Annotated in this window: 19 protein-coding genes and 1 riboswitch; of the genes, 5 read left to right on the forward strand and 14 right to left on the reverse strand. The window is 71.9% G+C overall.

The features are described 5' to 3' along the window. The first annotated feature begins 36 nt into the window (after positions 1-36). Positions 37-903 carry a DUF1684 domain-containing protein gene (locus tag ABD912_RS06445; protein ID WP_345149345.1) on the forward strand — a complete coding sequence of 289 codons (867 nt, stop codon included), beginning with the start codon at positions 37-39 and terminating at the stop codon, positions 901-903. Positions 904-1,041: 138 nt separating this feature from the next. On the opposite strand, the gene ABD912_RS06450 is transcribed toward ABD912_RS06445, so the two are convergent. The 9 genes from ABD912_RS06450 to ABD912_RS06490 form a co-directional block, all read right to left on the reverse strand. Then, positions 1,042-2,298, reverse strand: a complete 1,257-nt coding sequence (locus ABD912_RS06450; RefSeq protein WP_345149346.1) for a cystathionine gamma-synthase — start codon at positions 2,296-2,298, stop codon at positions 1,042-1,044. A 2-nt stretch (positions 2,299-2,300) separates the two neighbouring features. After that, positions 2,301-3,704 carry a PLP-dependent transferase gene (locus tag ABD912_RS06455; RefSeq protein ID WP_345149347.1) on the reverse strand — a complete coding sequence of 468 codons (1,404 nt, stop codon included), beginning with the start codon at positions 3,702-3,704 and terminating at the stop codon, positions 2,301-2,303. Positions 3,705-3,852: 148 nt separating this feature from the next. Further along, positions 3,853-6,384, reverse strand: a complete 2,532-nt coding sequence (metE, locus tag ABD912_RS06460) for a 5-methyltetrahydropteroyltriglutamate--homocysteine S-methyltransferase (protein WP_345149349.1) — start codon at positions 6,382-6,384, stop codon at positions 3,853-3,855. Positions 6,385-6,394: 10 nt separating this feature from the next. Next, positions 6,395-7,351 carry a methylenetetrahydrofolate reductase gene (locus tag ABD912_RS06465; RefSeq protein WP_345149350.1) on the reverse strand — a complete coding sequence of 319 codons (957 nt, stop codon included), beginning with the start codon at positions 7,349-7,351 and terminating at the stop codon, positions 6,395-6,397. Positions 7,352-7,462: 111 nt separating this feature from the next. After that, a riboswitch (SAM riboswitch) is annotated at positions 7,463-7,571 on the reverse strand. A gap of 358 nt (positions 7,572-7,929) precedes the next feature. After that, positions 7,930-8,895, reverse strand: a complete 966-nt coding sequence (locus tag ABD912_RS06470) for an ABC transporter substrate-binding protein (protein ID WP_345149351.1) — start codon at positions 8,893-8,895, stop codon at positions 7,930-7,932. 56 nt (positions 8,896-8,951) lie between these two features. Continuing rightward, entirely contained in the window at positions 8,952-10,058 is a 1,107-nt protein-coding gene (locus tag ABD912_RS06475; protein WP_345149352.1) for an LLM class flavin-dependent oxidoreductase, read from the reverse strand. A gap of 9 nt (positions 10,059-10,067) precedes the next feature. Next, on the reverse strand, positions 10,068-11,054 hold the full coding sequence (locus tag ABD912_RS06480; RefSeq protein WP_345149353.1) for an ABC transporter substrate-binding protein: 987 nt from the start codon (positions 11,052-11,054) through the stop codon (positions 10,068-10,070). Between the two features lie 68 nt (positions 11,055-11,122). Continuing rightward, positions 11,123-11,920, reverse strand: a complete 798-nt coding sequence (locus tag ABD912_RS06485) for an amino acid ABC transporter ATP-binding protein (RefSeq protein ID WP_345149354.1) — start codon at positions 11,918-11,920, stop codon at positions 11,123-11,125. Continuing rightward, entirely contained in the window at positions 11,917-12,984 is a 1,068-nt protein-coding gene (locus tag ABD912_RS06490; protein WP_345149355.1) for an amino acid ABC transporter permease, read from the reverse strand. The genes ABD912_RS06485 and ABD912_RS06490 overlap by 4 nt, the downstream gene beginning before the upstream one ends. Before the next feature lie 330 nt (positions 12,985-13,314). On the opposite strand from ABD912_RS06490, the gene ABD912_RS06495 reads away from it, so the two are divergent. The 4 genes from ABD912_RS06495 (at position 13,315) to ABD912_RS06510 (ending at position 18,792) form a co-directional block, all read left to right on the forward strand. Further along, positions 13,315-15,360: an FAD/NAD(P)-binding protein gene (locus ABD912_RS06495; protein ID WP_345149356.1), complete on the forward strand. Its 2,046-nt coding sequence runs from the start codon at positions 13,315-13,317 to the stop codon at positions 15,358-15,360. 4 nt (positions 15,361-15,364) lie between these two features. After that, the gene (locus ABD912_RS06500) at positions 15,365-15,919 is read left to right on the forward strand and encodes a GNAT family N-acetyltransferase (RefSeq protein ID WP_345149357.1); all 555 of its coding nucleotides are present in this window, start codon (positions 15,365-15,367) and stop codon (positions 15,917-15,919) included. Positions 15,920-16,103: 184 nt separating this feature from the next. Next, entirely contained in the window at positions 16,104-17,789 is a 1,686-nt protein-coding gene (locus tag ABD912_RS06505; RefSeq protein ID WP_345149358.1) for a helicase HerA-like domain-containing protein, read from the forward strand. 10 nt (positions 17,790-17,799) lie between these two features. Continuing rightward, positions 17,800-18,792, forward strand: coding sequence for a hypothetical protein (locus ABD912_RS06510; RefSeq protein ID WP_345149360.1), 993 nt, complete (start codon positions 17,800-17,802; stop codon positions 18,790-18,792). A gap of 36 nt (positions 18,793-18,828) precedes the next feature. Here the strand turns inward: ABD912_RS06510 and ABD912_RS06515 are convergent, their stop codons facing one another. From ABD912_RS06515 to ABD912_RS06535, 5 genes are all read right to left on the reverse strand, one after another. Continuing rightward, a complete protein-coding gene (locus ABD912_RS06515) occupies positions 18,829-20,268 on the reverse strand; it encodes an MFS transporter (RefSeq protein WP_345149361.1) in 1,440 nt (479 codons plus the stop codon). After that, on the reverse strand, positions 20,265-20,738 hold the full coding sequence (locus tag ABD912_RS06520) for a MarR family winged helix-turn-helix transcriptional regulator (protein WP_345149363.1): 474 nt from the start codon (positions 20,736-20,738) through the stop codon (positions 20,265-20,267). Before ABD912_RS06520 ends, ABD912_RS06515 begins: the two co-directional genes overlap by 4 nt. A gap of 142 nt (positions 20,739-20,880) precedes the next feature. Next, positions 20,881-21,906 (reverse strand): aldo/keto reductase, encoded by a 1,026-nt coding sequence (locus ABD912_RS06525; protein WP_345149365.1) that lies wholly within the window; start codon positions 21,904-21,906, stop codon positions 20,881-20,883. A 255-nt stretch (positions 21,907-22,161) separates the two neighbouring features. Beyond that, positions 22,162-24,102 (reverse strand): NHL domain-containing thioredoxin family protein, encoded by a 1,941-nt coding sequence (locus ABD912_RS06530; protein ID WP_345149367.1) that lies wholly within the window; start codon positions 24,100-24,102, stop codon positions 22,162-22,164. A gap of 109 nt (positions 24,103-24,211) precedes the next feature. Continuing rightward, positions 24,212-24,586 (reverse strand): hypothetical protein, encoded by a 375-nt coding sequence (locus ABD912_RS06535; protein ID WP_345149368.1) that lies wholly within the window; start codon positions 24,584-24,586, stop codon positions 24,212-24,214. Between the last annotated feature and the right edge of the window lie 68 nt (positions 24,587-24,654).

Raw genomic sequence — 24,654 nt, forward strand, 5'->3', positions numbered from 1 at the left:
CATAAGGCCGCAGCCGCGGCAGGAAGCGGGAAACCCATGGCAACGCCCAGCTCGCCCATCACCCCGGCCGCCGCAACCGTTGATGCCGCCGACTTTGATAGTGAGGCCTTCGAGGCCGAATGGCGGCAGTGGCACGCAGAGCGCGTGCGGCGGCTGGCGGCCCCGCACGGGTTCCTGGCCGTCACCGCCCTGCACTGGCTCGACGGCGAGCCGCGTCCCGTGACGGGGATTCCGGGCCTGTGGTGGACCGAGCGGGACACCGTCAAGGTGAGGCTGCAGGACGGCGACTCGCTCTCCCAGCCGGCGCCCCAGGGCACCCGGACCATCACCGGCGTCCACGTGTTCGATCCCATCCCCGAACGCGGCGACGTGCAGCTGGAGCTCGGAGACACCCGCATCGAAATCGCCAAGCGCGGCGGCCGGCACATCGTGCGCCCGCGCAGCCCCTGGAGCCCCCTGCTGCGGGGGTTCCGCGGCGTCCCCGCCTACGCCGCGGATCCGCGCTGGGCGGTCCGGGGCGTGTTCCGCAGGTTCGACGAGCCAAGGCCGACGACCGTCGGGTCCGTCGCGGACGGCATCAGGCACGTGTACGACGCCCCGGGGGCGGTCGAGTTCACGCTCCACGGCGCCGTCCATTCGCTGACGGCCTTCAACGGGCACCGCCCGGGCACCCTGACGGTATTGTTCACGGACGCGACGTCCGGGCACTCGACCTATGCGGCCAATCGCAGCCTGGAGCTCACCCCGGCCCCGGACGGCACCGTGCTGGTGGACTTCAACCGCGCCGTGAACCTGCCCTGCGCCTTCACGGACCTGGCCACCTGCCCCCTCCCGCCGACCGAAAACCGGCTGCCCGTGGCGATCGAGGCCGGCGAGACCATCCCCTACGAGCGCGGCGCCTGACAGGCAGTCCGGGACGAGGATGCATGTCCGTGCGTCGAATACGGGTGACGCGTCGGCATGCACGCGACGCACGGGCATGCACGACGGCGGCGGGAACCTTCGCCCGGAAGGTTCCCGCCGCCGTCGCACGCCGTGCCGCTAGGCGGCGTCCTCCGCAGCCTCCCCCGCCGCGGCCCGGGCCACCTCGAGCGCCGCGGCGAGGTCGGCGCGCAGGTCCTCGACGTCCTCGACGCCGACGGAGAGCCGGACCAGGTCGGCCGGCACCTCCAGGGCGGTCCCGCGCACGGACGCGTGCGTCATCTCGGAGCAGTAGCAGACCAGCGATTCGACGCCGCCGAGGCTGACGGAGAGCGCGAACAGTTCCGTCGCCTCGGCGAAGGCCCGCGCCGCGGCCTCGGAACCGAAGCGTAGGGACACGATCCCGCCGAACCCGTCCATCTGCCGGTGGGCGAGCGCGTGGCCGGGGTGCCCGGGCAGGCCCGGGTAGAGCACCTGCGCGACGCCCGGCTGCCGCTGCAGCCACCCGGCCAGGTCCAGGGCGTTGGACCCGTGCCGCTCCATCCGCAGCCCCAGCGTCTTCAGCCCGCGCGCGGCCAGGTAGGAGTCCTGCGGTCCGGCCACCGCTCCCCCGGCGAACTGCTGGTATCCGATGGATTCGGCCAGCGGCTTGCCGCGGAAGGACCGGTCAGCCACCACGACGGCACCGCCCAGCACGTCCGAATGCCCGCCGATGTACTTGGTGGTCGAGTGCACCACCAGGTCCGCGCCATGCTCGATCGGCCGCTGCAGGTAGGGCGAGGCGAACGTGTTGTCGACCACCAGGAGGGCTCCGGCGTCGTGGGCGATGCGCGCCCACCCGGCCAGGTCGGCGATCCCCAGCAGCGGATTGGAGGGCGTCTCCACCCACAGCAGCGCGGTCTGCCCGGGCCGGACCGCGGCGGCGACCGCGGACAGGTCGGTGATGTCCACCGCCGTGTTGGCCACGCCCCAGGGGCCCAAGAGGTGGTTGATGAGGCGGTTCGTGCCGCCGTAGCCGTCGCCGCCGAGCACGATGTGGTCCCCCGGGCGCAGCAGCGCGCGCAGCAGCGCGTCCTCGGCCGCCAGCCCGGAGGCGAAGGCGAAACCGGCCTTCCCGCGCTCCAGCGCCGCCAACTGGGTCTCGAAGCCGTTGCGCGTGGGGTTGGATCCGCGGCTGTATTCGTGGCCGTTGCGCAGCACGTTGATGCCGTCCTGCACGAACGTCGAGGTCTGGTAGATGGGCGGAATGACGGCGCCGGTCAGCGGGTCCGGTTCCTGGCCGGCGTGGATGGCGGTGGTGTTGAAGCCGCGGGCCGGGGTGGATGACGACGGCGTGCGGGAGGCCGGCTGCGTGAGGGACGGCTGCGTGAAGGACATCGCTAGGCCGCCTTTCCGGGCCGGGCCGGCGCACCGGAGAGGACCGGCTCACCGGCGGCAGCGCCGAGCGTGACGTTTGGGGCGGCATCCAGGGCGGCCAGCGCCCGGTCCAGGTCGGCGACGATGTCCGCCGGGTCCTCAAGTCCGATCGAGAGCCGGATCGTGGTCTCGGAGATCCCGGCCGCCGCGCGCTGCGCCGGGGTGAGCCGGCAGTGGGTCATCGCGGCCGGGTGCGCAACCAGCGAGCGGGCGTCGCCGATGTTGGCAACGAGCTTGACCAGCCGCAGGGAGTCGATGAACGTGCCCACCGTCTCCCACGCATCCGCCCCCGCCGGCAGCGCGAGGTCGAAGGAGAAGACCCCGCCGGTGCCGCGCGGGAAGTCCCGGTCCGCGATGCTCTCGTTCGGATTCCCCGCGATGCCGGGGTGGTGCACGGCGGCAACTGCCGGGTGCGCGGCCAGGTGGCGGGCCACCCGCAGCGCCGAGTCCGTGTGGCGCTCCACGCGCAGGTCCAGGGTCTCCAGGCCCTGGAGGATCTGCGCCGCGGCGGCCGGGGACAGCGACGGGCCCAGGTCGTGCAGGTACTTGCTGCGCAGCAGGGCCAGGTAGGCGCCGTGCCCGTGCCGGTCCCACAGGGATTCGTTCCCGTAGCGGGCCTTGGGGCCGGCGAGCTGCGGCCATTTCCGCGGCTCGGCGGAGAAGTCGAAGCGTCCGCCGTCGACGACGGCCCCGGCCAGGGTGGTTCCGTGCCCGCCCAGGTACTTGGTCGCCGAGTAGACGACGATGTCCGCCCCGAAGTCCAGCGGCCGGCACAGCACGGGCGTGGCCAGGGTGTTGTCGACCACCAGCGGGACACCGGCGGCGTGCGCGGCGGCGGCGAGCGCGGACAGGTCCGGCAGCGTGGAGAGCGGGTTGCCGATCGATTCGACCAGGAACGCCCGGGTGCCCGGCGTGGCGGCCGCGGCCCACTGCTCCGGCAGCGCCGGGTCCACGAAGGAGACGGTGACGCCGAAGTCGGCGAAGGTGTCGGTGAGCAGGTCCACGGTGCCGCCGTAGAGCTTGGCGGAGGCCACGATGTGGTTCCCGCCCTGGAGCAGGGCCAGCAGGGCCAGCGCGACGGCGGCCTGCCCGGTGGCAGTGGCCACGGCGGCCGCGCCGCCGTCGAGGGCCGCCAGCCGGCGCTCGAGGGTGGCAACGGTCGGGTTGCCGGTGCGGGTGTAGGTGAACCCGGGTTCCTTCAGCGCGAACATGCGCCGGGCGGTGGCGTAGTCGGGGAACTCGTAGGCGGCGGTCTGGTGGATGGGGACCGCCACCGGGCGGTACGGGTCCGACTGTTCGCGGCCGGCGTGGATCTGGGCGGTTGCGGGGCGCAGGTCCGCCGGACAGACGGGATCGGTGATGCTCATTGGAAGGGGCTCCTTCTCCAAAGTAGGGGGATCCGGCAGGCCGGACGGCAGGATCGAATCGGTAGGGGCGTCGGGTGCCGAACCGTGAGGTCCGGCACCCGACGCACGGGCGCCGTGGCGCCCGAGGGCAGCTACGCCGTGGTTTGGGCTACGCCGTCGTGCCGGCGTCCGCCGCGACGGACAGCGCTTCGCGGGCGGTGCGCGCGGCGGCGACCAGGTTGCGCAGCGACTCGGTGGTCTCCGCGTAGCCGCGGGTCTTCAGGCCGCAGTCCGGGTTGATCCACAGCTGGCGGGCCGGGATGGAGGCCAGCGCGGTGCCGATCAGGCCATCGATCTCCGCTGCCGACGGCACGCGCGGGGAGTGGATGTCATAGACGCCCGGGCCGATCCCGCGGCCGAAGCCGAAGCCGGCGATGTCCGCCACGACCTCCAGCCGGGAGCGGGCCGCCTCGATGCTGGTCACGTCCGCGTCCAGGCCGTCGATGGCGGAGATGACCTCGCCGAACTCCGAGTAACACAGGTGGGTGTGGATCTGGGTGCCGTCCGCGGCCCCGGAGGTGGCCAGCCGGAAGGAGGCCACCGACCAGTCCAGGTAGGCGGGCTGGTCCCCGGCGCGCAGCGGCAGCAGTTCGCGCAGGGCCGGCTCGTCGACCTGCACGATCCCGATGCCGGCGGCCTCGAGGTCGGCGATCTCGTCGCGCAGGGCCAGCGCGACCTGGTTGGCGGTCTCCCCCAGCGGCTGGTCGTCGCGGACGAAGGACCAGGCGAGGATGGTGACCGGGCCGGTGAGCATGCCCTTGAGCGGCTTCTCGGTGAGGGACTGCGCGAAGGTGATCCACGGGACCGTGAAGGCCTTCGGGCGGGACACGTCGCCCCAGAGGATGGAGGGGCGGGTGGCGCGGGAGCCGTAGGACTGGACCCAGCCGTTGCGGGTCTCGGCGAAGCCGTCGAAGTTCTCCGCGAAGTACTGGACCATGTCGTTGCGCTCGGCCTCGCCGTGGACCAGCACGTCCAGGCCCAGGTCCTCCTGCAGGCGGACCACGCGGGTGATCTCCTCCTTCAGGAAGGACTCGTAGGCCTCCGGGGTGCTCTTGCCGGCGGCCGCCGCGGCGCGGGCCTTGCGGACCTCGCCGGTCTGCGGGAAGGAACCGATCGTGGTGGTCGGCAGCAGCGGCAGGGCGAGCGCCTTCTCCTGCGCGGCGGAGCGGACCTCCGCGGCGGAGCGGGAGAAGTCGGCCGGGGCCAGGGCGGCGGTGCGCGTCCGGACGGCCTGCTGGGTGGTTCCGGCGAAGCGTTCGCGGCGGGAAATGGCCTCGGCGGCGGCGGACAGCTCGGCGGCGACCCCGGCGCGGTCCGCGAGGCCGCGGGCGAGCACGGAGACCTCGGCGACCTTCTGGTCGGCGAAGGCCAGCCATTCGGGCAGGTGGGCCGGCAGGTCCGTCTCGGCGGCGACGTCGTGCGGGACGTGCAGCAGCGAGGTGGCGGTGGCCGCGACCAACTCGGCCGTCGGGTCCCCCGCGCGCAGGTCGGCGCGGAGGGACTCGAGCGCGTCCAGGGAGGCGGAGAGGTCGTTGCGCCAGATGTTGCGGGCGTTGACGACGCCGGCGACGAAGCGCACGCCGGTCTTCGCGATCGCGGCCAGGGCCGGGGCGAGCGGGCGGCGGCCGCGGACCAGATCGGCGTGGACGGCCTCGATGCCGGTGGAGGCCAGCGTCTGCAGGGCCTCGCCGGGGGCCTGAAGCGATCCGGCGGTGCCATAGCCGGTGGTGACCAGCAGCGCGGGGCGGGTGCCGGCGGCGGCCGGGGTCCCGGCGTCGTTCGCGGAGACGACCGGGGCGTTGGCCAGTTCGAGGTAAACGCGCTCGGCGACGCCGCCCGGGGCGATCAGCGCGGCCCCGCGGTCGGTCGCCAGCGCGGGCTCGTCGAGCTGGACCCACTCGGCGCCGGCCGCGGCGAGCTGGGCGAGGATGCCCTGGTAGGCGGCCACGGCGTCGTCGATGCGGGAGAGCGGGTCGAAGCCTTCCGGCGCGCCGTCCTCCGGCTTGGCCAGCAGCAGGTAGGTGATCGGGCCCACGAGGACCGGGCGCAGCGTGGAGCCGGCGGCGCGGTGGCGGCGGACGATGCCGGCCAGGCGGTGCGCGACGGCCCGCAGCGGGGTGTCCGGGCCGATCTCCGGGACCAGGTAGTGGTAGTTGGTGTCGAACCACTTGGTCAGCTCCAGCGGCGGGCGCTGCCCGTCGCCGCGGGCCAGCGTGAAGTAGCCGGCCAGGTCCACGGCCCCGTCCTCGACGGCGAGGTCGGCGAAGCGGGCCGGGAGCGCGCCGAGGGCGGCGGTGGCATCAAGCACCTGGTCGTAGAGGGCGAAGTCGGCCGGGATCGAGGAGTCGGCGCGGTTCAGGCCCAGCTGCTCCAGGCGGGCGACGGTCGCGTCCTGCAGGGTTGCGGCGACGCTTTCCAGGCCGTCCTCGTCGAGGGTGCCGGCCCAGTGGGATTCCACGGCCCGCTTGAGTTCGCGGTTCGGGCCCAGGCGGGGGTAGCCGAGGATGGTGGCGGCGGGGAAGGTGTTGGCGGTGGTCACGGTGTGCTCCTGCTTCTCGGTGTGCTGGGGGTTCTCAGCGGGGTGGGGGTTGTTTTGGTGGTTCGGGTGGTCTTGGTGGTTGTCGGGGCCGGCGGTGCTCATACGGCGGCACTCATCGGGCGGCACTGAGCGGTCTGTCGGCCGGCTGGAGGTCCAGCTGGCCGGTGTCCAGCGGCACCGCGCGGGTGCCGGGCAGGCCCACGGCTTCGATCACGTCGAGCGAGCCGCGGTGGTCGTTGAAGGTGTACAGGTGCAGGCCCGGCGCCCCGGCGGCCAGGGCGGCGCGCCCCAGGCCGGCCGCGTGGTCCACGCCGATGCGGTGGCGTTCGGCGTCGCTGGAGGCCGTTTCCAGGCGGTGCAGCAGCTCGCGCTCGGCCGGAAGCCCGGTGAGGACGGAGAGCCGGCGCAGCCGTGCCACGCTGGAGACCGGGATGATGCCCGGGATGATCGGGATCGTGACTCCGGCCTTGCGGGCCGCCTCGACCAGCCGCTCGTAGTCGCCGGCCTGGAAGTAGACCTGGGTGATCGCGAAGTTCGCGCCGGAACGCTCCTTGGAGAGCAGCACCTCGACGTCGTGCTGGAAGCTCGGCGATTCCGGGTGGCGGTGCGCGTAGGCCGCGACGCCGACCGCCAGCCGTCCGCCGGCCAGCGCTGCGCTGTGCCGCCGCTCCACGTCGCGGATCAGCTCCACGAGGTAGCGGGCGAACGGCAGTTCGCCACGGAACGCCTCCGGATCCTGGGGCAGGTCACCGCGCAGGGCCAGCACCCCGCGCACGCCCAGGGACAGGAAGTAGCGGACCAGCAGGTCCAGGCTTTCGCGGGTCTCCCCCACGCAGCACAGATGGGCCAGCGGGCGCAACCTGGTGTTCTCGGTCAGGTGCCGGATCAGTTCCACGGAGGCCCTCCGGCGCTCCGGGGTGCCGTTGTAGGTGACGGACACGTAGTCGGGCCGGGAGGCCTCCAGCGCGGCCACGGTTTCCAGCACCGAGTCGCTGGCGTCACGGTGCACCGGCGGATACAACTCGTAGGACAACGACGGCGGTGCCGCCGTGGTGGGGGGTGGTGCCATGACTCTCCTCGTCGGTTTGAACGAGGGAGCGCATCGGCTAGCAAGCCCGGAAAATCAGCCGAAATCCCGAGCCGCGGCACGCCGAGGCCTCGAGGTGGTTTCGCTGATGCGTCTCCATCGCTTCTGGCGGTAGCACCGTTCCGAAGGACCCGCGAGGGGTGCCATCGGATGGTTGCTGCGGCGTCATCGATCCAGATCTCTCGGCCGCTCTTGATGGTTTGGTTCGACTATCTAAAACCGGAATCGGTGCCCCGTGCAAGCGCTCCGCGCCGAAACTGTCATGGAGCCTTTTATGACGAAACATGACGCCGAAAACGCCGCGCGGCGCGCTCCCAGCCCCGGTTCGGGAGCCGAAAACGCGCCGTGCGGCGTCTCGGGACGACATGTTTCGCGTCTGCCCCTTATTGCGTTTGGCCAAAGGACCGTGTGCCCCTTCTGCGTTTCACCAAAGGACGATGTCGGGTTTGGCGCCCAAACCCGACATCGTCCTTTGGTGAAACGCGTACCGGGAGCAGGAAGCCTTGGCGAAACCGGATCGTCCCGGCCAGGACCAGCCCCCGGCCCCTTCTCGGGGAGGGCTAGTCGCCCAGCCCCGGGGGGTTCAGCTCGGACTCGGCGATCCCTTCGTCGGCCAGGCCCCAGCGCTCGAGGACGCTGGCGTAGGTGCCGTTTTCGATGAGGTGGTTGATGCCGGCCTGTGCGGCTTCGGCCAGGCCGGAGCCCTTCTTCACCGTCACGGCGATGTTGGCCTTCTCCGGCCACCCGCCGGCGATGAGGCCCACCTGCTTGCTCTTGCCGTCCTGCGCGGCCTTGTACGCGGAGGTCGCGTTCGGCCCGAAGGTCGCGTCGGCCCGTCCGGACTGCAGCGCCAGCGAGGAGGCGGAGTCGTCGTCGTAGTACTGGAACTCGATCGGCTTCAGGCCGTTCTTCTTGTTCTCCGCGTCCCAGTCCAGCAGGATCTTCTCCTGGTTGGTCCCGGAGCCGACGATGATGCGCAGCCCGGCGACGTCCTCCGCCTTCTCCAGGCCGGTGATCGCCGAATCGCTCTTGACGTAGAAGCCCAGCTTGTCTTCGCGGTAGCTGGCGAAGTCGAACTTGTCCTTGCGTTCCTTGGTCACGGTGACGTTGGACAGGACGGCCTCATACTTGCCGGACTCCACGCCCAGCGGCCAGTCGGCCCACGCGACGTCGACGATCTCTGCCTCCAGGCCCAGCGAGTCGGCGAGCGCATGGGCGATGTCGACCTCGTTGCCCACGGGCGTCTTGTTGTCCGTGGCGTACACGGCCAACGGGGCGGCCCACGGGCTCACCGCGACGGTCAGCTTCCCGTCCGCGGACACCGATTCCGGGACCAGCGCCGCGGCCTCGGCCGACTTGTCCGAGGCGTAGCGCTGCTGGTCCGGGGAGAGGTCGAAGGCCTTGACATCCGACGCCGGGTTGGTGGCGGCGGAGGCTCCGGGGTCGGCGCAGCCGGCGAGGACGGCGGTCCCCAGGACGGAGACCAGCACGGCGGCGGGCAGGGCGGAACGGAGAGGGGATGTCATGGGGATGCCTTTCGATGGGGTGGCAGGTGGTGGGTGGTGCGGGCAGGCAAGCGGGGCTAGCGGGTGGCGGCCAGGGCGGCGGGCACCCCGTGGACTCGGGCGGCGAAGGGGTCCTCCGCCTCCCACAGGGTGGTCGGTGCCGCGGCCCGGACCGCCGGGATGACCTCGGCGGCGAAGCGTTCGAGGACCTCCAGCTGCTGGCCGAACGGCAGCGTGGTGGGCAGCGAGATCGCCTGGAGCGCGTGCCCGTACAGCGCGTGGTACTCCAGGATCTTCGCGGCCACGTCCTCCGGGCTGCCGACCAGGGACGGTCCCTCGGCGACGGCATGGTCGATGCTGCGGAACGGGGAGTTGTTGCCGGGCACGTCGCGGCCGGCGGTCAGGGCCTCGTAGACGGGGCCGAACTGCCGCTTGGCCTCGGCCGTGGTGTCCGCGAGGAAGATGCCGCCCGCCCCGGCGCCGGAAGCGATGTACCGGTGGGCGGGGTCGTGGCCGGCGGCGTCGTACCGTTCGGCGTAGTGGTCGATCAGCACCTTGTAGTTCTCGCGGGGCTGGATGGCGTTGGCGGTGAACAGCGGATCGCCCCAGTCGCCGGCCAGCGCCGCGGAGGCCAGGGAGGTCGCCGAGCCGTGCCACACGCGCGGCGCGCCCGCGTACGGCCGCGGCGTCGTCGTCGTCGGCTCCACCAGTGCCGGCCGGAACCGGCCCTCCCAGGTGACGCCCTCCTCCCGCCACAGCCGGCGCAGCAGCGCGTACTTCTCCGCCAGCAGGTCCCACTGGTCGGCCAGGTCCAACCCGAACAGGGGGTACTGCAGCACCTCGTTGCCCTTGCCGATGCCCAGTTCCAGCCGGCCGCGCGAGAGCTGGTCGATGGTCGCGTAGTCCTCGGCGACGCGTACCGGGTCCAGGACGGAGAGGACCGTGACCCCGGTGTGCAGGCGGATGGTGCTGGTGGTCGCGGCGATGGCGGCCAGGACCGTGGTCGGCGAGGAGGAGATGAACTCCCCGGCGTGCCGCTCCCCGATGGAGAAGGAGTCGTATCCGAGCTCCTCCGCCCGGCGCGCGGTCTCCAGGACCTGCTCCAGGCGTTCGGCGGTGGAGACGCCCTCCCCCGTCACCGGGTTGTTCAGGTGCGGGATGATGTCCAGGACCTGGAACTTCACGTCCGGCCCCTACTTGCCGAAGTTCTCGGCGTTGACCACGGAGGACTCCGGGATGGCCTCCTCGGCCAGGCCCCAGCGCTCAAGGACCTGCTCGTAGGAGCCGTCCTCGATCGCGGAGTTGACGGCGGCCGCGATCGGTTCGGCCAGCCCGTTGCCGCGCAGCGTGGTGGCGGCGACCAGGGTTTCGGACGGCCAGCCGGCGTTGACCTTGCCGACGATCTTCAGGTCGTCGCGGGTGTTCTCGCGGTAGGTCGCGCTCGGGTACGGGGAAAGGTTCAGGTCCAGCCGGCCGGAGGACAGCGCCAGGATGGTGTCTGCGTCGGTGCCGTAGTACTGCAGCTCGGCCGGGGCCTTGCCCGCGTCCTCGAGTTCCTTGTTCCAGGCCAGGAGGATCTTTTCCTGATTGGTTCCGGACCCCACGGCGACCTTCTTGCCGGAGATGTCGGCGGAGCCGTTGACGGTGATGTCCGAATCGGTGCGGGCCTCGAAGGCCATGAACGCGGCGCGGTAGGGGGCGAAGTCGAAGAGCTTCACACGCTCGCCGTTGATGCCGACATTGGAGATCACGGCCTCGAAGTCTCCGGACTGCGTCTTCAGCGGCCAGTTCTCCCAGGACGTGACCTGCAGGTCCAGTTCCAGTCCCAGCTTGTCGGCGACCAGCTGGGCGACGTCCGCCTCGTTGCCGACCACGGTCTTGTCATCCGTGGCGTAGACGGCCAGCGGGGCGGCGAACGGGCTGAGGGCAACGGTCAGCTTCCCGTCCGCGGCGATGTCCGCGGGCACCTGCGCCGCGATCTCGGCCACCTTCTCTGCCCGGACGCGGTCCTGCTCCGGCGAGAGGTTGTAGGTGACGCCGTTCTCCGCCGCGACGGCGCTGGCGGGGGCGGCGGATCCCGACGCCGCGGAGCCGGGGTCGGCGCAGGCGGACAGGGCCAGCACGGCGACGGCGGTGACGGCCGCGAAGGCGGGGAAGCGGCAGGTGCGGGTGGTGGACATGGTGGTGCTCCTTGGTGGTTCCGGTGCGGGTGAAAACAGTGACCTGAAAGTGGTCAGATGAAGGGGGTCTAGAGGTTGAAGGCCGGTTCGATGACCTTGGACAGGAAGGTCCGGGTGCGCTCGTGCCGCGGGTCGCCGAAGATCTGCGTGGGCGTTCCCTGCTCGACGACGCGACCCTCGTCCATGAAGACGACGCGGTCGGCGACGTCGCGGGCGAAACCCATCTCGTGGGTGACGATGACCAGGGTGGTTCCGGAGGAGGCGAGCGCGCGGATCACGTCGAGGACCTCCCCGACGAGTTCGGGGTCCAGCGCCGACGTCGGCTCGTCGAACAGGACCACCTTCGGGTCCAGCGCCAGCGCGCGGGCGATGGCGACGCGCTGCTGCTGGCCGCCGGAGAGCTGGCGGGGGTAGGCGTCCGCCCGGTCCTCGAGGCCGACGCGGCGCAGCAGCTCCAGGCCGCGCTCGCGCGCCTGCGCCTTGTCCTTCTTCTGCGCGTACACGGGTGCCTCGACGATGTTCTCCAGCGCCGTCAGGTGCGGGAACAGGTTGAAGTTCTGGAACACCATGCCGATGTGGGTGCGCTGGCGCAGGATCTCGTGCTCGCGCAGCTCGTGGAGCCTGCCGCCGCGGACCGCGTAGCCGACCAGTTCCCCGTCCACGGCGATGGTCCCGCCGTCGACCTTTTCCAGGTGGTTGATGGTGCGCAGCAGCGTGGACTTCCCCGAACCGGAGGGGCCGAGGATGGCCACGACCTCCCCGGGTTCGACCGTCAGGTCGATGCCCTTGAGGACCTCGGTGCCGCCGAAGGACTTGCGGACGTCGCGGAGCTGGATCAGGCCCTTGGTGGCCGGTGCGGCGGTCATCGGGTGGCTCCCGTCGTGGGGGTCTTGGCATGGGTGGAGAGGAACGCGCGGAACCGCTGGAACGGCGTCGGCGGCAGGGTGCGCACGGCACCCTTCGTGTAGTGGCGTTCGATGTAGTACTGCAGGACGCTCAGGACGGACGTGATCACGATGTACCAGAGCGTGGCCACCAGAAGCAGCGGCAGCACCTGCTGGGTGCGGTTGTAGATGACCTGCACCGTGTAGAACAGCTCAGAGTAGGCCAGGACGTAGACGATCGAGGTGCCCTTCACCAGGCCGATGACCTCGTTGAACGCGGTCGGCAGGATGGCCCGCATCGCCTGCGGCAGGACGATCCGGGTGGAGCGCCGCCACGCCGGGATGCCGAGCGCGGAGGCCGCCTCCAGCTGGCCCTGGTCCACGGAGAGGATGCCGCCGCGGATGATCTCCGCCGAGTAGGCGGCCTGGTTCAGCGTCAGGCCCAGCACCGCCGCCGCGAACTGGCTGATCAGCGTGGTGGTTTGCACCTCGAAGAAGCGCACGTCGGTGAACGGGATGCCGAGGGACACCTTCTCGTACAGGTATCCGAGGTTGTACCAGAGCAGCAGCTGGACCAGCAGCGGCGTGGAGCGGAAGATCCAGGAGAACGTCCAGGACACCCCGACCAGCAGCGGCGAGGAGGACAGCCGCATGAGCGCCAGCAGGAAGCCGAGCACGAATCCCAGGGTCCCGGAGATGAACGTCAGTTTCAGCGTTTCGGCGAGGCCGCGCAGGATCGATTCGGCGGTGAACCACTGGGCCACCACGTCCCACTCCCAGCGGGGGTTGGTGAGCAAGGACCACAGGACGGCCGCCACTGCCGCGGCGACCACGACGGTCCCGACCCAGCGCCAGGGGTGGCGGGCGCCAACCACCGGATACCCGGAGTAGTCCTGTCCCTGGCCCGACCCGCCGGAGCCGGCACCTCCGGAGCCGGAGCGGCCGGGCTCCGGGGCCACCTGCGTCGAGGTGGGCGTGGGGACGGGCGCGTCCACCGCGCCGTCCCTCTGCTGCGGGGTTTCGATCCCCCGTGCCGTAGCACTCATCGTTTGGTTCCTTCCCTACCTGCGGCAGGCCGCCTGACGGATCGGCCGTTTCCGGGAGGTCTTGCCCCGGACCGTCGGCGCAACGCTAGGAACCGAGCCCCTGACGCGTCCACTTGCCGCGACGCACCGGGTCACGCAGCCCCGGCGGCTTCACGCGGCGCCTCGGAAGCGGGGCAGGTGGAGCCGCCCGGGGGGCGTATTTGACGCTGCGTGACGCCGCCTGACCAAGAGTTACCGCGCCCGCCCGCCCGCTGAAGGAGCCTCCCTAGCATGGGCGGTACCGCGGCCGGTGTGACCGGCGCAGACGCCACGGAGGAAGGGACGCAGCGCATGAGAGGGCAGCACACACCCGTGCGGCACACCCGCCTGCAAGGCAGGGCCGGGACCACCGCACGGGAGAAGTCGATCGTGCTGGCGGGGGGCGGTCCGCGCGCGGCGATGCTGCTTGAGCGGCTGTCCGCGAACCGGCCGGCGCTGTTCTCCGGGCCGCTGCGCATCCACGTCGTGGATCCCTTCCCGCCCGGCGCCGGACGCATCTGGCGCAGGGACCAGAGCCCGCTGCTGAAGCTGAATTCCCGGGCCGCCGACGTCACCGTGTTCACCGACTCCAGCGTGGAATGCGCGGGCCCCGCGGTGGAGGGCCCCTCGCTCGTCGAGTGGGCCGCCGGGGTCCTGGACGGTTCCATTCCGGACGGCCGCGGCCCGCACGGGACCGATGCCGACCTGGAAGCCCAGCTGCGGGACCTGCGCCCCGAGTCGTTCCCGACCCGGCGGTTGCAGAGCCTGTACCTGGAGTGGTTCTACCGCAGCACCGTCGCGGCCCTGGGACCCGGCACAACCGTCGAGGTCCACGCGGACACCGTGGTCGCCGTCGAACCGAACGGTGCAGCCGAAACGCACGGGTCAGCGGAAGCGAACGACGCCGGCCCGCACCACGTGCGGCTGGCGACCGGCGTGCTGCTTCCGGCGGACGCCATCGTCCTCGCCCTCGGCCACACCGAAGCCGCACCCTCCGGCGGCTCGGCCGGCTTCGCGGACTTCGCGGCCCGCCACGGGGCCGTGCATGTCCCTCCGGCCTACACCAACGACGTCGACCTTTCCGTGCTGGCCCCGGGCAGCGACGTCCTGGTCTCCGGGCTGGGGCTGGCCTTCATCGACCTGATGGTCCTGCTCTTCGAAGGCCGGGGCGGCTCCTTCCGGGAGTCCTCGGGGCGGCTCGAGTACGTCCCGTCAGGGCGCGAACCGCGGCTGTGGGTGGGGTCCCGCCGCGGCGTCCCGTACCGGTCCAAGATCCGCGGGGACCTGCGCGGGGCCGCCCCGGCCAGCCCCCTCTTCCTCACCCCGGCGGCGGTCGCGGCACTGGTCGAACGCCACGGACGCCTGGACTTCCGGCGCGACCTGTGGCCGCTCATGGCCAAGGACGCCGCCTACGCGTACTACCGCGAACTGTTCACCGGCCACCCGGGGCGCACGGAGCACGGGTGGGAGCGGTTTTCCGCCCGCTTCGCCGACGTGGACTGGTATTCGCCGGAGCGGGAGGCGCTCGTGGCGCAGTCCGTCCCGGACCCGGCGGACCGGCTGGACTTCGAGGCCCTGGACTTCCCGCTCGCCGGGCGCCGGTTCGACGCCGCCGGGGCGGAGGCCGCCGTCGCCGCACACATCGAGGATGACCTGGCGCTGCGAGACGGCGGGGAGAACTCCGAGACCCTGGGCCTGTTCCTGGGGCTGCTGTCCGTGTACTTCGAACTGGGCCGGCTGGTGCCTCCGGAGGCCCTGACCGACGAGTCCCGGTCCTTGGTGGCGGGATGGTGGCACGGCTTCTTCAGCTACGTCGATTCCGGCCCGCCGGCCCACCGGCTGCGCGAACTGCTGGCGCTGCACCGCGCCGGCATGGTCCGCTTCCTGGGTCCCGGAACCACGTTCGGCACCAACGAGGCGGACGGAACGTTCGTAGGGGTCTCGGACGCCTCCGGGCATGCGGTGGCGGCACGGTCGCTGGTGGAGGCGCGGCTGCCGGAGGCCGGCCTGGCCGGTTCCGCCAATCCGCTGCTGCGGTCCCTCGCCGCGGCGGGGCTGGCCGTCGCGGACCATGCCGACGGGCGGCTGGTGGTCGATCCCGAGAACCGGGTCCTCGACGCGGCCGGCCGGCCCGTGCCGTGGCTGCACGCCGTGGGGGCCGGCACCACCGGCTGGGGCTCGGGCGCCTTCGCCCGCCCCCGCAGCAACGCCGCACCGTTCCGGCACACCGACGCGCTGGCGCGGACCCTGCTCTCCTCACTGGCGGCGCTCCGGGACGCACCGGCCCCTGCCTCCCCCACCTATTCACGGACGCGGCTGCAGGCGGACCTTGCCGCGGCCCACAGCTACCTGGGATGACTCCATGACCACCAACGTTCGATCGACCGCTCCCCTGCCCTCCGATTCGGTCCGGCCCGCCGACCCCGCCGACCCCGCCGCCCTCGAAGCCCTCTGGCTTCCGCTGGAGGACCCGCGCGTGCGTCCCCTGCTGGAGGGACTGACCCGCGAATACGACCAGCGGTACGGTGCGCTCTTCGGCGGCGCGTCCGACGAAATGGACCGCTACCCGGCCGCGGAGTTCGCGGCTCCGCACGGCGCCCTCCTGATCCTGCAGGAAGCGGGAGAATCGGTGGCCGGCGGGGCCTTCCGCCAGTTCGACGCCACCACCGCGGAGCTCAAGCGCATCTGGACGCACAACGGCCACCGGCGCCGCGGGCTGGCCAGGATCGTCCTGGCCGAACTGGAGGGGCAGGCCCTGCGTTCCGGCTACCGCAGCCTCTACCTGACCACCGGGCCGCGGCAGCCGGAAGCCAAGAACCTGTACCTGAACACCGGCTACGTCCCGCGGTTCGACGTGGAGGCCGATCCGGAGACGATCATCCACCTGGCCTTCACCAAGGACCTCGTTCCCGGCTGAGGTCCCCGTCCGCGGTTGGCCAAAGGACAATGTCGCCCCTCCGCGTTTCGCCAAGGGACGATGTCGGGTTTGGGCCCCAAACCCGACATCGTCCTTTGGCGAAACGCATCCCGGGGGCAGGAGGCTTTGGCGAAGTGCTCCTGCGCCACTGACCGCGCCACGCGCCCGGACGTACGCTGGCCCCATGGCAAAGAGCACACCCGCCAAGAACAATCCCACCGAGAGCACTCCCGCCGACCAGGCGGACACGATCCGCACCGGGTACGCGTTCGAGGGGCCCACGGTGTCCCTGGGGGCCGCGCTGACCGGCGGCGACCTGCATCCGGAGGCGCAGGTGCGGCTGCCGCTGCGGATGATGAACCGGCACGGCCTGGTGGCCGGAGCCACCGGCACGGGCAAGACGATCACGCTGCAGGTCATGGCCGAACAGCTCTCCACCGCCGGCGTCCCGGTGTTCCTCGCGGACATCAAGGGCGACCTCTCCGGCCTGGCCGTCCCCGGCTCCCCCACCGACAGGCTGCTGGAGCGCACCCGCTCCGTCGGCCAGGACTGGGCGGGGCAGGGCTTCCCGGTGGAGTTCCTTGCCTTGGGCGGCGACGGCGCGGGGGTTCCCGTGCGCGCCACCGTGACCTCCTTCGGCCCGCTGCTGCTCTCCCGCGTGATGGACCTGAACGAGACCCAGGAGTCCAGCCTCCAACTGGTCTTCCACTACGCGGACCAAAAGGACCTGGAACTGCACGACCTCAAGGACCTGCGCGCGGTCATCACCCACCTGACCAGCCCGGCGGGCAAGCCCGAACTGGAGGAGCTCGGTGGCCTGTCCAAGGCCACCGCCGGGGTGCTGCTGCGCGAACTGGTGGGCCTGGAGGCCCAGGGCCTGGCGGGGTTCTTCGGGGAGCCGGAGTTCGGCACCGCCGAACTGCTGCGCACCGCCCCGGACGGCCGCGGCGTGGTCACCTGCCTGGAGCTGCCCACCCTGCTGCAGAAGCCCCTGCTGTTCTCCACCTTCCTGATGTGGCTGTTGGCGGACCTCTTTGCGGAACTTCCGGAAGTCGGGGACGCGGACAGGCCCCGGCTGGTCTTCTTCCTCGACGAGGCGCACCTGCTCTTCCGCGGCGCGTCCAAGGCGTTCCTGGAGGCGGTGGCCACCACCGTGCGGCTGATCCGCTCCAAGGGCGTGGGCGTGTTCTTCGTGACCCAGACCCCCAAGGACGTGCCGGAGGAGGTGCTGGGCCAGCTGGCCAACCGCATCCAGCACGCGCTGCGCGCCTTCACCCCGGACGACGCAAAGGCGCTGCGCGCGACCGTCTCCACGTTCCCGGTCAGCGGCTACGACCTGGCGGAGGCCCTCACCACGGCAGGCACCGGCGAGGCGATCGTGACGGTGATGAACGAACGCGGCGCACCGACGCCGGTCGCCTGGACCCGGATGCGCAGCCCGGTCTCCACGATGGGCCCGGCCCCCGCCGAAACCGTCCGGCAGGCGGTCGCCGGTTCGGCGCTGCTCGCCGTCTACGGGACGGCGGTGGACCGCGCGTCCGCCTTCGAAAAGCTGAAGGGCACGACGCCGGCCCCCACCGGCGGTCCCGCTCCCACCGGGGACGCCGCGGGCGGGCGCGGCCCGGGAGCGGAGCCGGACCAGGGGGAGCAGAACCAGCGGGAGATCGATGCCGAGGCCCGGCGGATCGAGGAGGAAATCCTCGGCCGCCCCAGTTCCCGCCCGGCCCCGCGGGAACGGACGCCCACCCCCGCACCCGCCCCCGAACCGGCGTCGAACCCCCTGCTGGATGAGGCCATGGAAGCGGCCGCGGCGATCGGGCAGGAACTGCTGCGCGGCATGTTCGGAACCCGGCGCCGCCGGCGCCGGTAATCTAGGGGGCGTGAAGAGCGCATCCGGACCATTCAAGGCCACCTTTTTGTGGGCGGCGGCCCTGGTTGCCGTGGTCGTGGCGGGCCTGGCCGCCGTGGCCCTCGTCAACCGCTTCGTGCTGGGCCCCGAGGGGCTGGTGAAGGACTACTTCGCCCTGCTGCAGGAGGGCGAGGGCGGGCGTGCGCTGGGCCTGCTGGGCGCCGAGGTCCCGGAGGGAAACCCGCTGTTGCTCGACGGCGAGGGGCTGCGCAACTCGGTCCGGGCCGTGGAGGACTTCGACGTGGTGGAGGTCGACCACCCGGACGCCGACACGGCCGTGGTGAGCGCCGAATACAGCGTCGGCGGGGAGAGCCTGCGGACCTCCTGGCAGCTGCACCGCGCCGGGAAGAGCCTGCTGGTGTTCGACCGGTGGGCGTTCGAGCCGGCGGACCTGCCCGCGGTCCGGTTGGCCGCGGACAGCACCAGCGAGGTCACCGTGAACGGGCTGGTGTCTCCGCTGGCCGAGGGGACGCAGGACTTCCCCGTGTTCCTGCCCGCCGTCGTGGAGGCCCACTTCTCCGCGGAGTACGTGCAGGCGTTCGCCGAGCGCCGGGTGGTCGACTCGGACGAAACCGCCCGCCGCGAGGGGCTCACGCTGACCACCGAACCGACGGCGAAACTGGTCGGCGCGGTCCAGGACCAGCTCAAGGAGTATCTGGACGGGTGCGCCGCCCAGCAGGTGCTCAAGCCGGCCGGCTGCCCGCTGGCCTACTCCACCAACGCACGCGTGTCCTCCTCCACCATCAAGTGGTCGATCACCAAGTACCCGGTCCCGGAAATCACCGCGTTCGACGGCGGCTGGGTGGTGCGCCCGCTCGAGGTCGGCGCTCAGCTGTCCCTGGTGGAGCAGGACCTGGTCACCGGGGCGTACGCGAACCGGTCGGTCAACCAGACGTTCTCCTTCAGCGCAGGCCTGACCGCCAACAGCGCCGGGGTGCGGGTCTCCCCCACCGCCGGCGACTGACGGGACGGCAGGGGACGGCACAAGCCGGCGGGCCGGCTACGGGTGGACGGCCCGGGCCGATCCCTGCCCGGCGTCCTGCGTCCTGGCCGTCTCCGGTTCCGTGACCTGGACGGCGTCCAATTCGGCGTCCGGTTCCGCGTCCCGGGCCGCCAGGGCAGCCTGCGTCAGGACCGTGGCCTGGGCCTCCACCGTGTGCGGGGCCTCGGCCGCGTCCGGCAGTGCCGCCTGTTCCGCGCCCCTGCGGCGCAGCAGCACCAGCAGCGCCCCCAGACCGGCGGCCAGGGCGACGATGCCGCCGGCGGCCACCGCCCACCGCGCCCCGACCATTTCGCCGACCCAGCCAACGATCGGCGCGCCAATCGGGGTGCCGCCCATCATGACGCACATGTACAGAGCCAGCACGCGGCCGCGGTACTGGGGCTCGACGCTGAGCTGGATGCTCACGTTGCACGAATTCAGGAACGTCAGCGAGGTCAGCCCCACCAGCACCAGCACCGCCGCGTAGGACCAGTACCCCGGCATCAGGGCCGCCAGCACGGAGAAGGCGCCGAATCCGATCGCACTGCCGACGACGTAGGGCATGCGCGGGCCGGTCCGGCGGGCAGCCAGTAGGGCGGCGCCCAGCGTGCCGACGGCCATCACGGTCCCCAGGAACCCGTAGCCTTCCGGGCCGAGCCGGAAGACGGTGGTGGACATGAGCACGTTGGTGATCTGGAAGTTCAGGCCGAACGTGCCGATCAGCGCCGCCAGCACCAGGATCAGGACCAGGTCCGGGTGCCTTTTGACGTAGCGCAGCGCTTCGGTGATCTGGCGCTTGCCCCGCGGAGGCCGGGCGACGGGGACGAGCTGGTCGGCGCGCATGCGGCCGAGCGCGACGATGACGGCGGCAAAGCTGGCGGCGTTGAGCAGGAACACCGGCCCCGTGCCCAGCCAGGCGATCAGCAGCCCGGCCAGGCCCGGCCCCAGGAGCCGGGCGGTGTTGAAGGAGGCGGAGTTGAGCGCGACGGCGTTGGGCACCAGGTCGGCGGTGACCACCTCGGAAACGAAGGACTGGCGCGCCGGCATGTCGAAGGCGCTGGCGACGCCCAGGGCCAGCGCCAGCCCGTACACGTGCCAGAGTTCGGCGGTGTTGGTGACCACCAGCAGGCCCAGCGCCAGGGCGAGCACGCCGCTGGCGGCCTGCGTGATGCGCAGGATATGAAGCTTGTTGTGCCGGTCCGCGATCAGGCCCGCGTATGGGCCCAGCAGGAGCATCGGCAGGAACTGCAGTCCCGTGGTGATGCCGGCGGCCGTGCCGGAGTGGTCCGTCAGCACGGTCAGCACCAGCCAGTCCTGGGCCACGCGCTGCATCCACGTGCCGATGTTGGAGACCAATCCCCCCATCACCCACAGCCGGTAGTTGGGCGTGGCCAGGGCGGCGAACATCGATTGCTTGGGGCCCGTGCGGCGGGGCGCCCGCTGGGTCAGTCCCCTCATTCGCTGCACATCCCCTGCAGCAGTTCCGCGGCCCGGGCCAGCGTCCGCCGGTCCGCCGCGTCGAGTTCCCCCACCCGCCGCGCCAGCCACGCCGTGCGGTGGGCCCGGGCGCGTTCGAGGATCTCCCGCCCCGAGTCGGTGATGGAAACCACCACCTGGCGCGCGTCGTCGGGGTGCGACTGGCGGCTGGTCCAGCCCGCGTCCTCCAGGTGCTGGACGATCCGCGTCATCGACGGCGCGGCGACCATCTCCCCCTTGGCCAGCTGCCCGATCGTCCGGTTTCCGCGGTGGAGCGCCACCAGCACCGAATACTGGGCGGGCTTCAGCAGTTCCCCGCTGGCCTCGGTGCGCAGCCGGCGCGAGGTGCGCATGATGGCCACCCGCAGTTCCGCCGCGAGGCGATCCGGCCCCACCGATTCGGGAACGCCCAGGCCGGCCGTCCCGCCGTCGTCGTACTTGACCCCCGACATCAGAACCTCCCGGAAAGTAGTTGCTTAGCAATACTAACTAATTTGCCGTCCGTTGGCGAGGGGTACCTCCACGCGGCGAAGGGCCCGGCGGAAATCCGCCGGGCCCTTCGGGACTGCGTGCAGTCAGGTAAGCCGGGCCGGCTCAGGCCGGTACGGCCTCGGTCTCGATGAGCCCCTCGCGGCCGCCCGAAACCTGGTGCGGGGCGGGCGAACGTGCGCCCCGCACGCGGTCGGCCAGCGTGTCCAGCCGCGCGATGTCGGCCGGGGTGAGCACCAGCTCCAGCGAGCGCAGGTTGGAGCGCAGGTGCGCGAGGGTGCGGGTGCCGGGGATGGTGTTCAGCTGCACCCCGAACTCCTCGCCCTTCGCGAACAGCCAGGCCAGGGCGACCTCTTCGGTGCTGACGCCGTGGCGGCCGGCCACCTCGGCGACCTCCTTGGCGAGCTCGATGTTCGCCTGGAGGTTTTCGGGGAAGAAGCGCGGGAACCGGTGGCGGCCGTCCCCGGCAGCCAGCGCGGCCGGGTCGAAGCCGGTGCCGAAGAGGCCGCGGCCGACCGACGCGTAGGAAACGAATCCGATGCCGAGCTCGGCGGCGACGGGCACCACGTGGGCCTCCACGTCGCGGCTGAGCACGCTCCATTCCGACTGCACGGCGGCAATCGGGTGGACCGCGTGCGCGCGGCGCAGCTCCTCGCCGGTGGCCTCGGACAGGCCGATGTTGAGCACCTTTCCGGCCTGGACCAGCTCGGCCAGCGCGCCGACGGTCTCCTCGATCGGCACGTCGGGGTCGATCCGGTGCTGGTAGTAGAGGTCGATCCGGTCGGTGCCCAGGCGGCGCAGGCTGTGCTCGACCTGCTCGTGGATGTACTCGCGGTCGCCGCGGATGCCGCGCTGTCCCACGCCGCCGCCGGCAACGATCCCGACCTTGGTGGCCACGGTGACCTCGTCGCGGTGGGCCTTGAGGAAGCGGCCGACCAGTTCCTCGCTGCGGCCGTCGCCGTAGACGTTGGCGGTGTCGATGAACGTCACGCCCTCGCCGATCAGCGCGTTCAGCAGCTCAAGGGCCGAGGCGTCGTCGATTCCGCCGTAGGCCCCGGCCAGCGACATGGCGCCGTAGCCGATCTTGGGGACGCGCAGCTGCGTGCCCAGGCCGACAAGGGTGTTTCCCATAAGTTCCTCGTTTCTTGGACGGCCGGGAGACCCCGGCACGGATTTCGCCTCGGGTTCCAACGTATCCGGATCGGTCCGCCGCGGGCGCGCCGACGCGCAACACGCCTACCCCGCCGGACACACTCCGACACACGCCGGCCCTCGGTTACGCCGCGTTGCGCCCTTCCACGCAAAACGACGCCGGCACGTGCCGGCGTCGTTTTGCGTGGAAGGGCGGCCAGTCCAAGCCGCGCAGGCCAGCCCAGGCTGTAAAGATCAGTCCAGGCCGCGCAGGTCCAGGGTCAGTTCCGTCTCCCCCGCCGCGTCCAGCACCACCGGGATGCCCCAGTCCTGCTGGTACAGGTGGCAGGCGGCGTGGTCGGGGATCTCGCCGCCGGGCTCGCCGTCGCACGCCGCGGCGCGGGCGGTGATGTGCAGGACGCCCTCGGCGACCGCCGGGTTCAGTTCCAGCGTGCGGGTCAGGCCCACGGAGGTTCCTCCCCCGCCCAGGAGCAGTTCCTCCGGGGAGGAGGAGATCTTCAGCTGCGTCGGGTCGCCCCAGCGGTCGTCCAGCTTCTGGCCCTTGGGGGCGGCGAAGCGGACCACGAGCTCGTGGGCGCCGGCGGCCACGCGGGTCTTGGGGCGCTGCGTCTGGGAGGCGCCCTCGTCCACCGTCAGGGCCTCCTTGGGCAGCGGCAGGCGAATGAGCTGGTGCTGGTTGGTCTCCACGACCAGCAGCACCGGTTCGCCCTCGACCGTGGTGTCCAGCAGGACGTCGGAAGGTTCGGCCAGGCCGCGGGCCAGCGTGGAGACGGTCTGGGTGGCCGGTTCGTAGCGGCGGACGGCGCCGTTGTAGGTGTCGGCCACCGCAACGGAGCCGTCCGGGAGCACGGTCACGCCCAGCGGGTGCTGCAGCCGGGCCTGGGCGGCGTCGCCGTCGCGGAAGCCGAAGTCGAACAGGCCGGCGCCGATCGCGGTCTCCACCGCGGCGACGGACCCGTCCTCGGCCAGGCGCAGCACACGCAGCGCGGAGGTCTCCGAGTCGGCGACCCAGATGTCCCCGTTCGCGTCCGCGGCCAGGCCGGAGGACTGCGCGAACCAGGAACTGTCCGCCGGGCCGTCCAGCAGGCCCTCGAGGCCGGTGCCGGCGAACACGGCCAGCGCGCCGGTCAGCGGGTCGAAGCTGAAGATCTGGTGGGTTCCGGCCATCGCGATGACGATGCGCCCGGCCTTCTCGCTCCACAGCACGTCCCAGGGCGAGGACAGCGAGGTGTTCAGCGGGTCGGCGCCGAGGTCGGTGACCAGCGCGGCGCCGTCGTCGCCCACGCCCTTGGCTGCCAGGTTCGAATCCAGCAGGCGCTGGACGCCGTTGCCGGCGAGGGTGCGCACCGTGCCGTCGGCGAGCGAGAGCCCGCGCAGGCGGTGGTTGACGGTGTCGGCGACGACGACGTCGTAGCCGGCCTGCGCGGCCAGGGCCGCGGGCAGGACCGCCGCACCCTGGGGCTCGTTGAAGCGGGCCTCGGTGGCGGTGCCGTCGGCGAAGCCCTTGGTGCCTTCGCCGAAGGTGCGCACCACCGTGGTGAGGTCGTTGCCCAGCTCCACCAGGCGGTGGTGTCCGGTGTCCAGGACCAGGAAGTTGCCGTTGGGCAGCGCGGTGGCCTTGCCCGGGAAGCGCAGGTCGCCTTCGCGGGCCGGCGGGGCGACGTAGGGGCCGGACCCGCGGTGCAGGGTGCCCTTGGCCTCGTGCTCGGCGATGAGTTCCTCGACCAGGACCTCCAGGCCGTTGGCGTGGCCTTCGCCGGAGAGGTGCGCGGCGATGTAGCCCTCCGGGTCCACGACCACCAGGGTCGGCCAAGCGCGGGCCGAGTAGGCCTGCCAGGTGACCAGCTCCGGGTCGTCGAGGACCGGGTGGTGGATCTCGTAGCGCTCCACGGCGGCGGCCAGGGCCACCGGGTCGGCCTCGTGCTCGAACTTCGGCGAGTGCACGCCGACGGTCACCACGACGTCCTTGTACTTCTCCTCCAGCGGGCGCAGCTCGTCCAGCACGTGCAGGCAGTTGATGCAGCAGAAGGTCCAAAAATCGAGAATCGTAATCTTGCCGCGCAAATCCTCCAGGCCCAACTGCTTCCCGCCGGTGTTGAGCCAGTTGCGGCCCACCAGCTCGGAGGCGCGGACGCGGTAGGCGGCGCGGACGGATTCGGTGGATTCAGCGGTCACGGGGGCACTCCTGGAACGTTGTCGGCTGACGTGGTCTGCCCACCATTATCCCGGTCCCCGGGAGGACCGCGTCCCCACGTGACGGCGTGCGACGGCGAAGGGGCCGGCGTCAGCGGCGCCAGGCCTTGACGATGTGGGTGACGGCCCAGCCGACCACGCACACCACCGGGGCCGCGGCCAGGACCAGGGGGACGGGGTTGGGATCGAACTTCACGCCGTTGGGCCCGGCGATGTAGGCGCCCAGCGGGATGGCCATGCCGCCGCCCCCGCCGCCGGAGGCCCCGCCCGCGGACGCCTCGCCGGCGGACACCTCGGCCCCGGCGGTGGCGTCCTTGCCGCGGGCGTCCTCGCCCCCGCCGGCGCCGCAGGTGACGAAGGCCACCGGGATCACGGTGCGGTCCCCCACCCGGACGGGCTCGCCGTGGGCGGTGGAGCCAAGGATCGATTTGAGGTTGCCGAACACGTCGGCCGGAAGGTTAGCCATGCGCCGACCCTACCGGTTGCCGGCCCTTCCCGGCAGGGGTGGCCGAAAGGCCGGTCCAGCCCGGTCCA

It is taken from the genome of Arthrobacter ginkgonis, from assembly GCF_039540195.1.
In the GTDB taxonomy this organism is placed as follows: Bacteria; Actinomycetota; Actinomycetes; order Actinomycetales; family Micrococcaceae; genus Zafaria; species Zafaria ginkgonis.

Bases quoted from the DNA above. Each gene is read 5' to 3' on its own strand.
- ABD912_RS06535 (WP_345149368.1), bottom strand. From the start codon at position 24,586: ATGGCTAACCTTCCGGCCGACGTGTTCGGCAACCTCAAATCGATCCTT.
- ABD912_RS06480 (WP_345149353.1), bottom strand. From the start codon at position 11,054: ATGTCCACCACCCGCACCTGCCGCTTCCCCGCCTTCGCGGCCGTCACC.
- ABD912_RS06465 (WP_345149350.1), bottom strand. From the start codon at position 7,351: ATGGCACCACCCCCCACCACGGCGGCACCGCCGTCGTTGTCCTACGAG.
- ABD912_RS06505 (WP_345149358.1), top strand. From the start codon at position 16,104: ATGGCAAAGAGCACACCCGCCAAGAACAATCCCACCGAGAGCACTCCC.
- ABD912_RS06495 (WP_345149356.1), top strand. From the start codon at position 13,315: ATGAGAGGGCAGCACACACCCGTGCGGCACACCCGCCTGCAAGGCAGG.
- ABD912_RS06455 (WP_345149347.1), bottom strand. From the start codon at position 3,704: ATGAGCATCACCGATCCCGTCTGTCCGGCGGACCTGCGCCCCGCAACC.
- ABD912_RS06450 (WP_345149346.1), bottom strand. From the start codon at position 2,298: ATGTCCTTCACGCAGCCGTCCCTCACGCAGCCGGCCTCCCGCACGCCG.
- ABD912_RS06520 (WP_345149363.1), bottom strand. From the start codon at position 20,738: ATGTCGGGGGTCAAGTACGACGACGGCGGGACGGCCGGCCTGGGCGTT.
- ABD912_RS06445 (WP_345149345.1), top strand. From the start codon at position 37: ATGGCAACGCCCAGCTCGCCCATCACCCCGGCCGCCGCAACCGTTGAT.
- ABD912_RS06525 (WP_345149365.1), bottom strand. From the start codon at position 21,906: ATGGGAAACACCCTTGTCGGCCTGGGCACGCAGCTGCGCGTCCCCAAG.
- ABD912_RS06485 (WP_345149354.1), bottom strand. From the start codon at position 11,920: ATGACCGCCGCACCGGCCACCAAGGGCCTGATCCAGCTCCGCGACGTC.
- metE (WP_345149349.1), bottom strand. From the start codon at position 6,384: ATGAGCACCGCCGGCCCCGACAACCACCAAGACCACCCGAACCACCAA.
- ABD912_RS06500 (WP_345149357.1), top strand. From the start codon at position 15,365: ATGACCACCAACGTTCGATCGACCGCTCCCCTGCCCTCCGATTCGGTC.
- ABD912_RS06490 (WP_345149355.1), bottom strand. From the start codon at position 12,984: ATGAGTGCTACGGCACGGGGGATCGAAACCCCGCAGCAGAGGGACGGC.
- ABD912_RS06470 (WP_345149351.1), bottom strand. From the start codon at position 8,895: ATGACATCCCCTCTCCGTTCCGCCCTGCCCGCCGCCGTGCTGGTCTCC.
- ABD912_RS06515 (WP_345149361.1), bottom strand. From the start codon at position 20,268: ATGAGGGGACTGACCCAGCGGGCGCCCCGCCGCACGGGCCCCAAGCAA.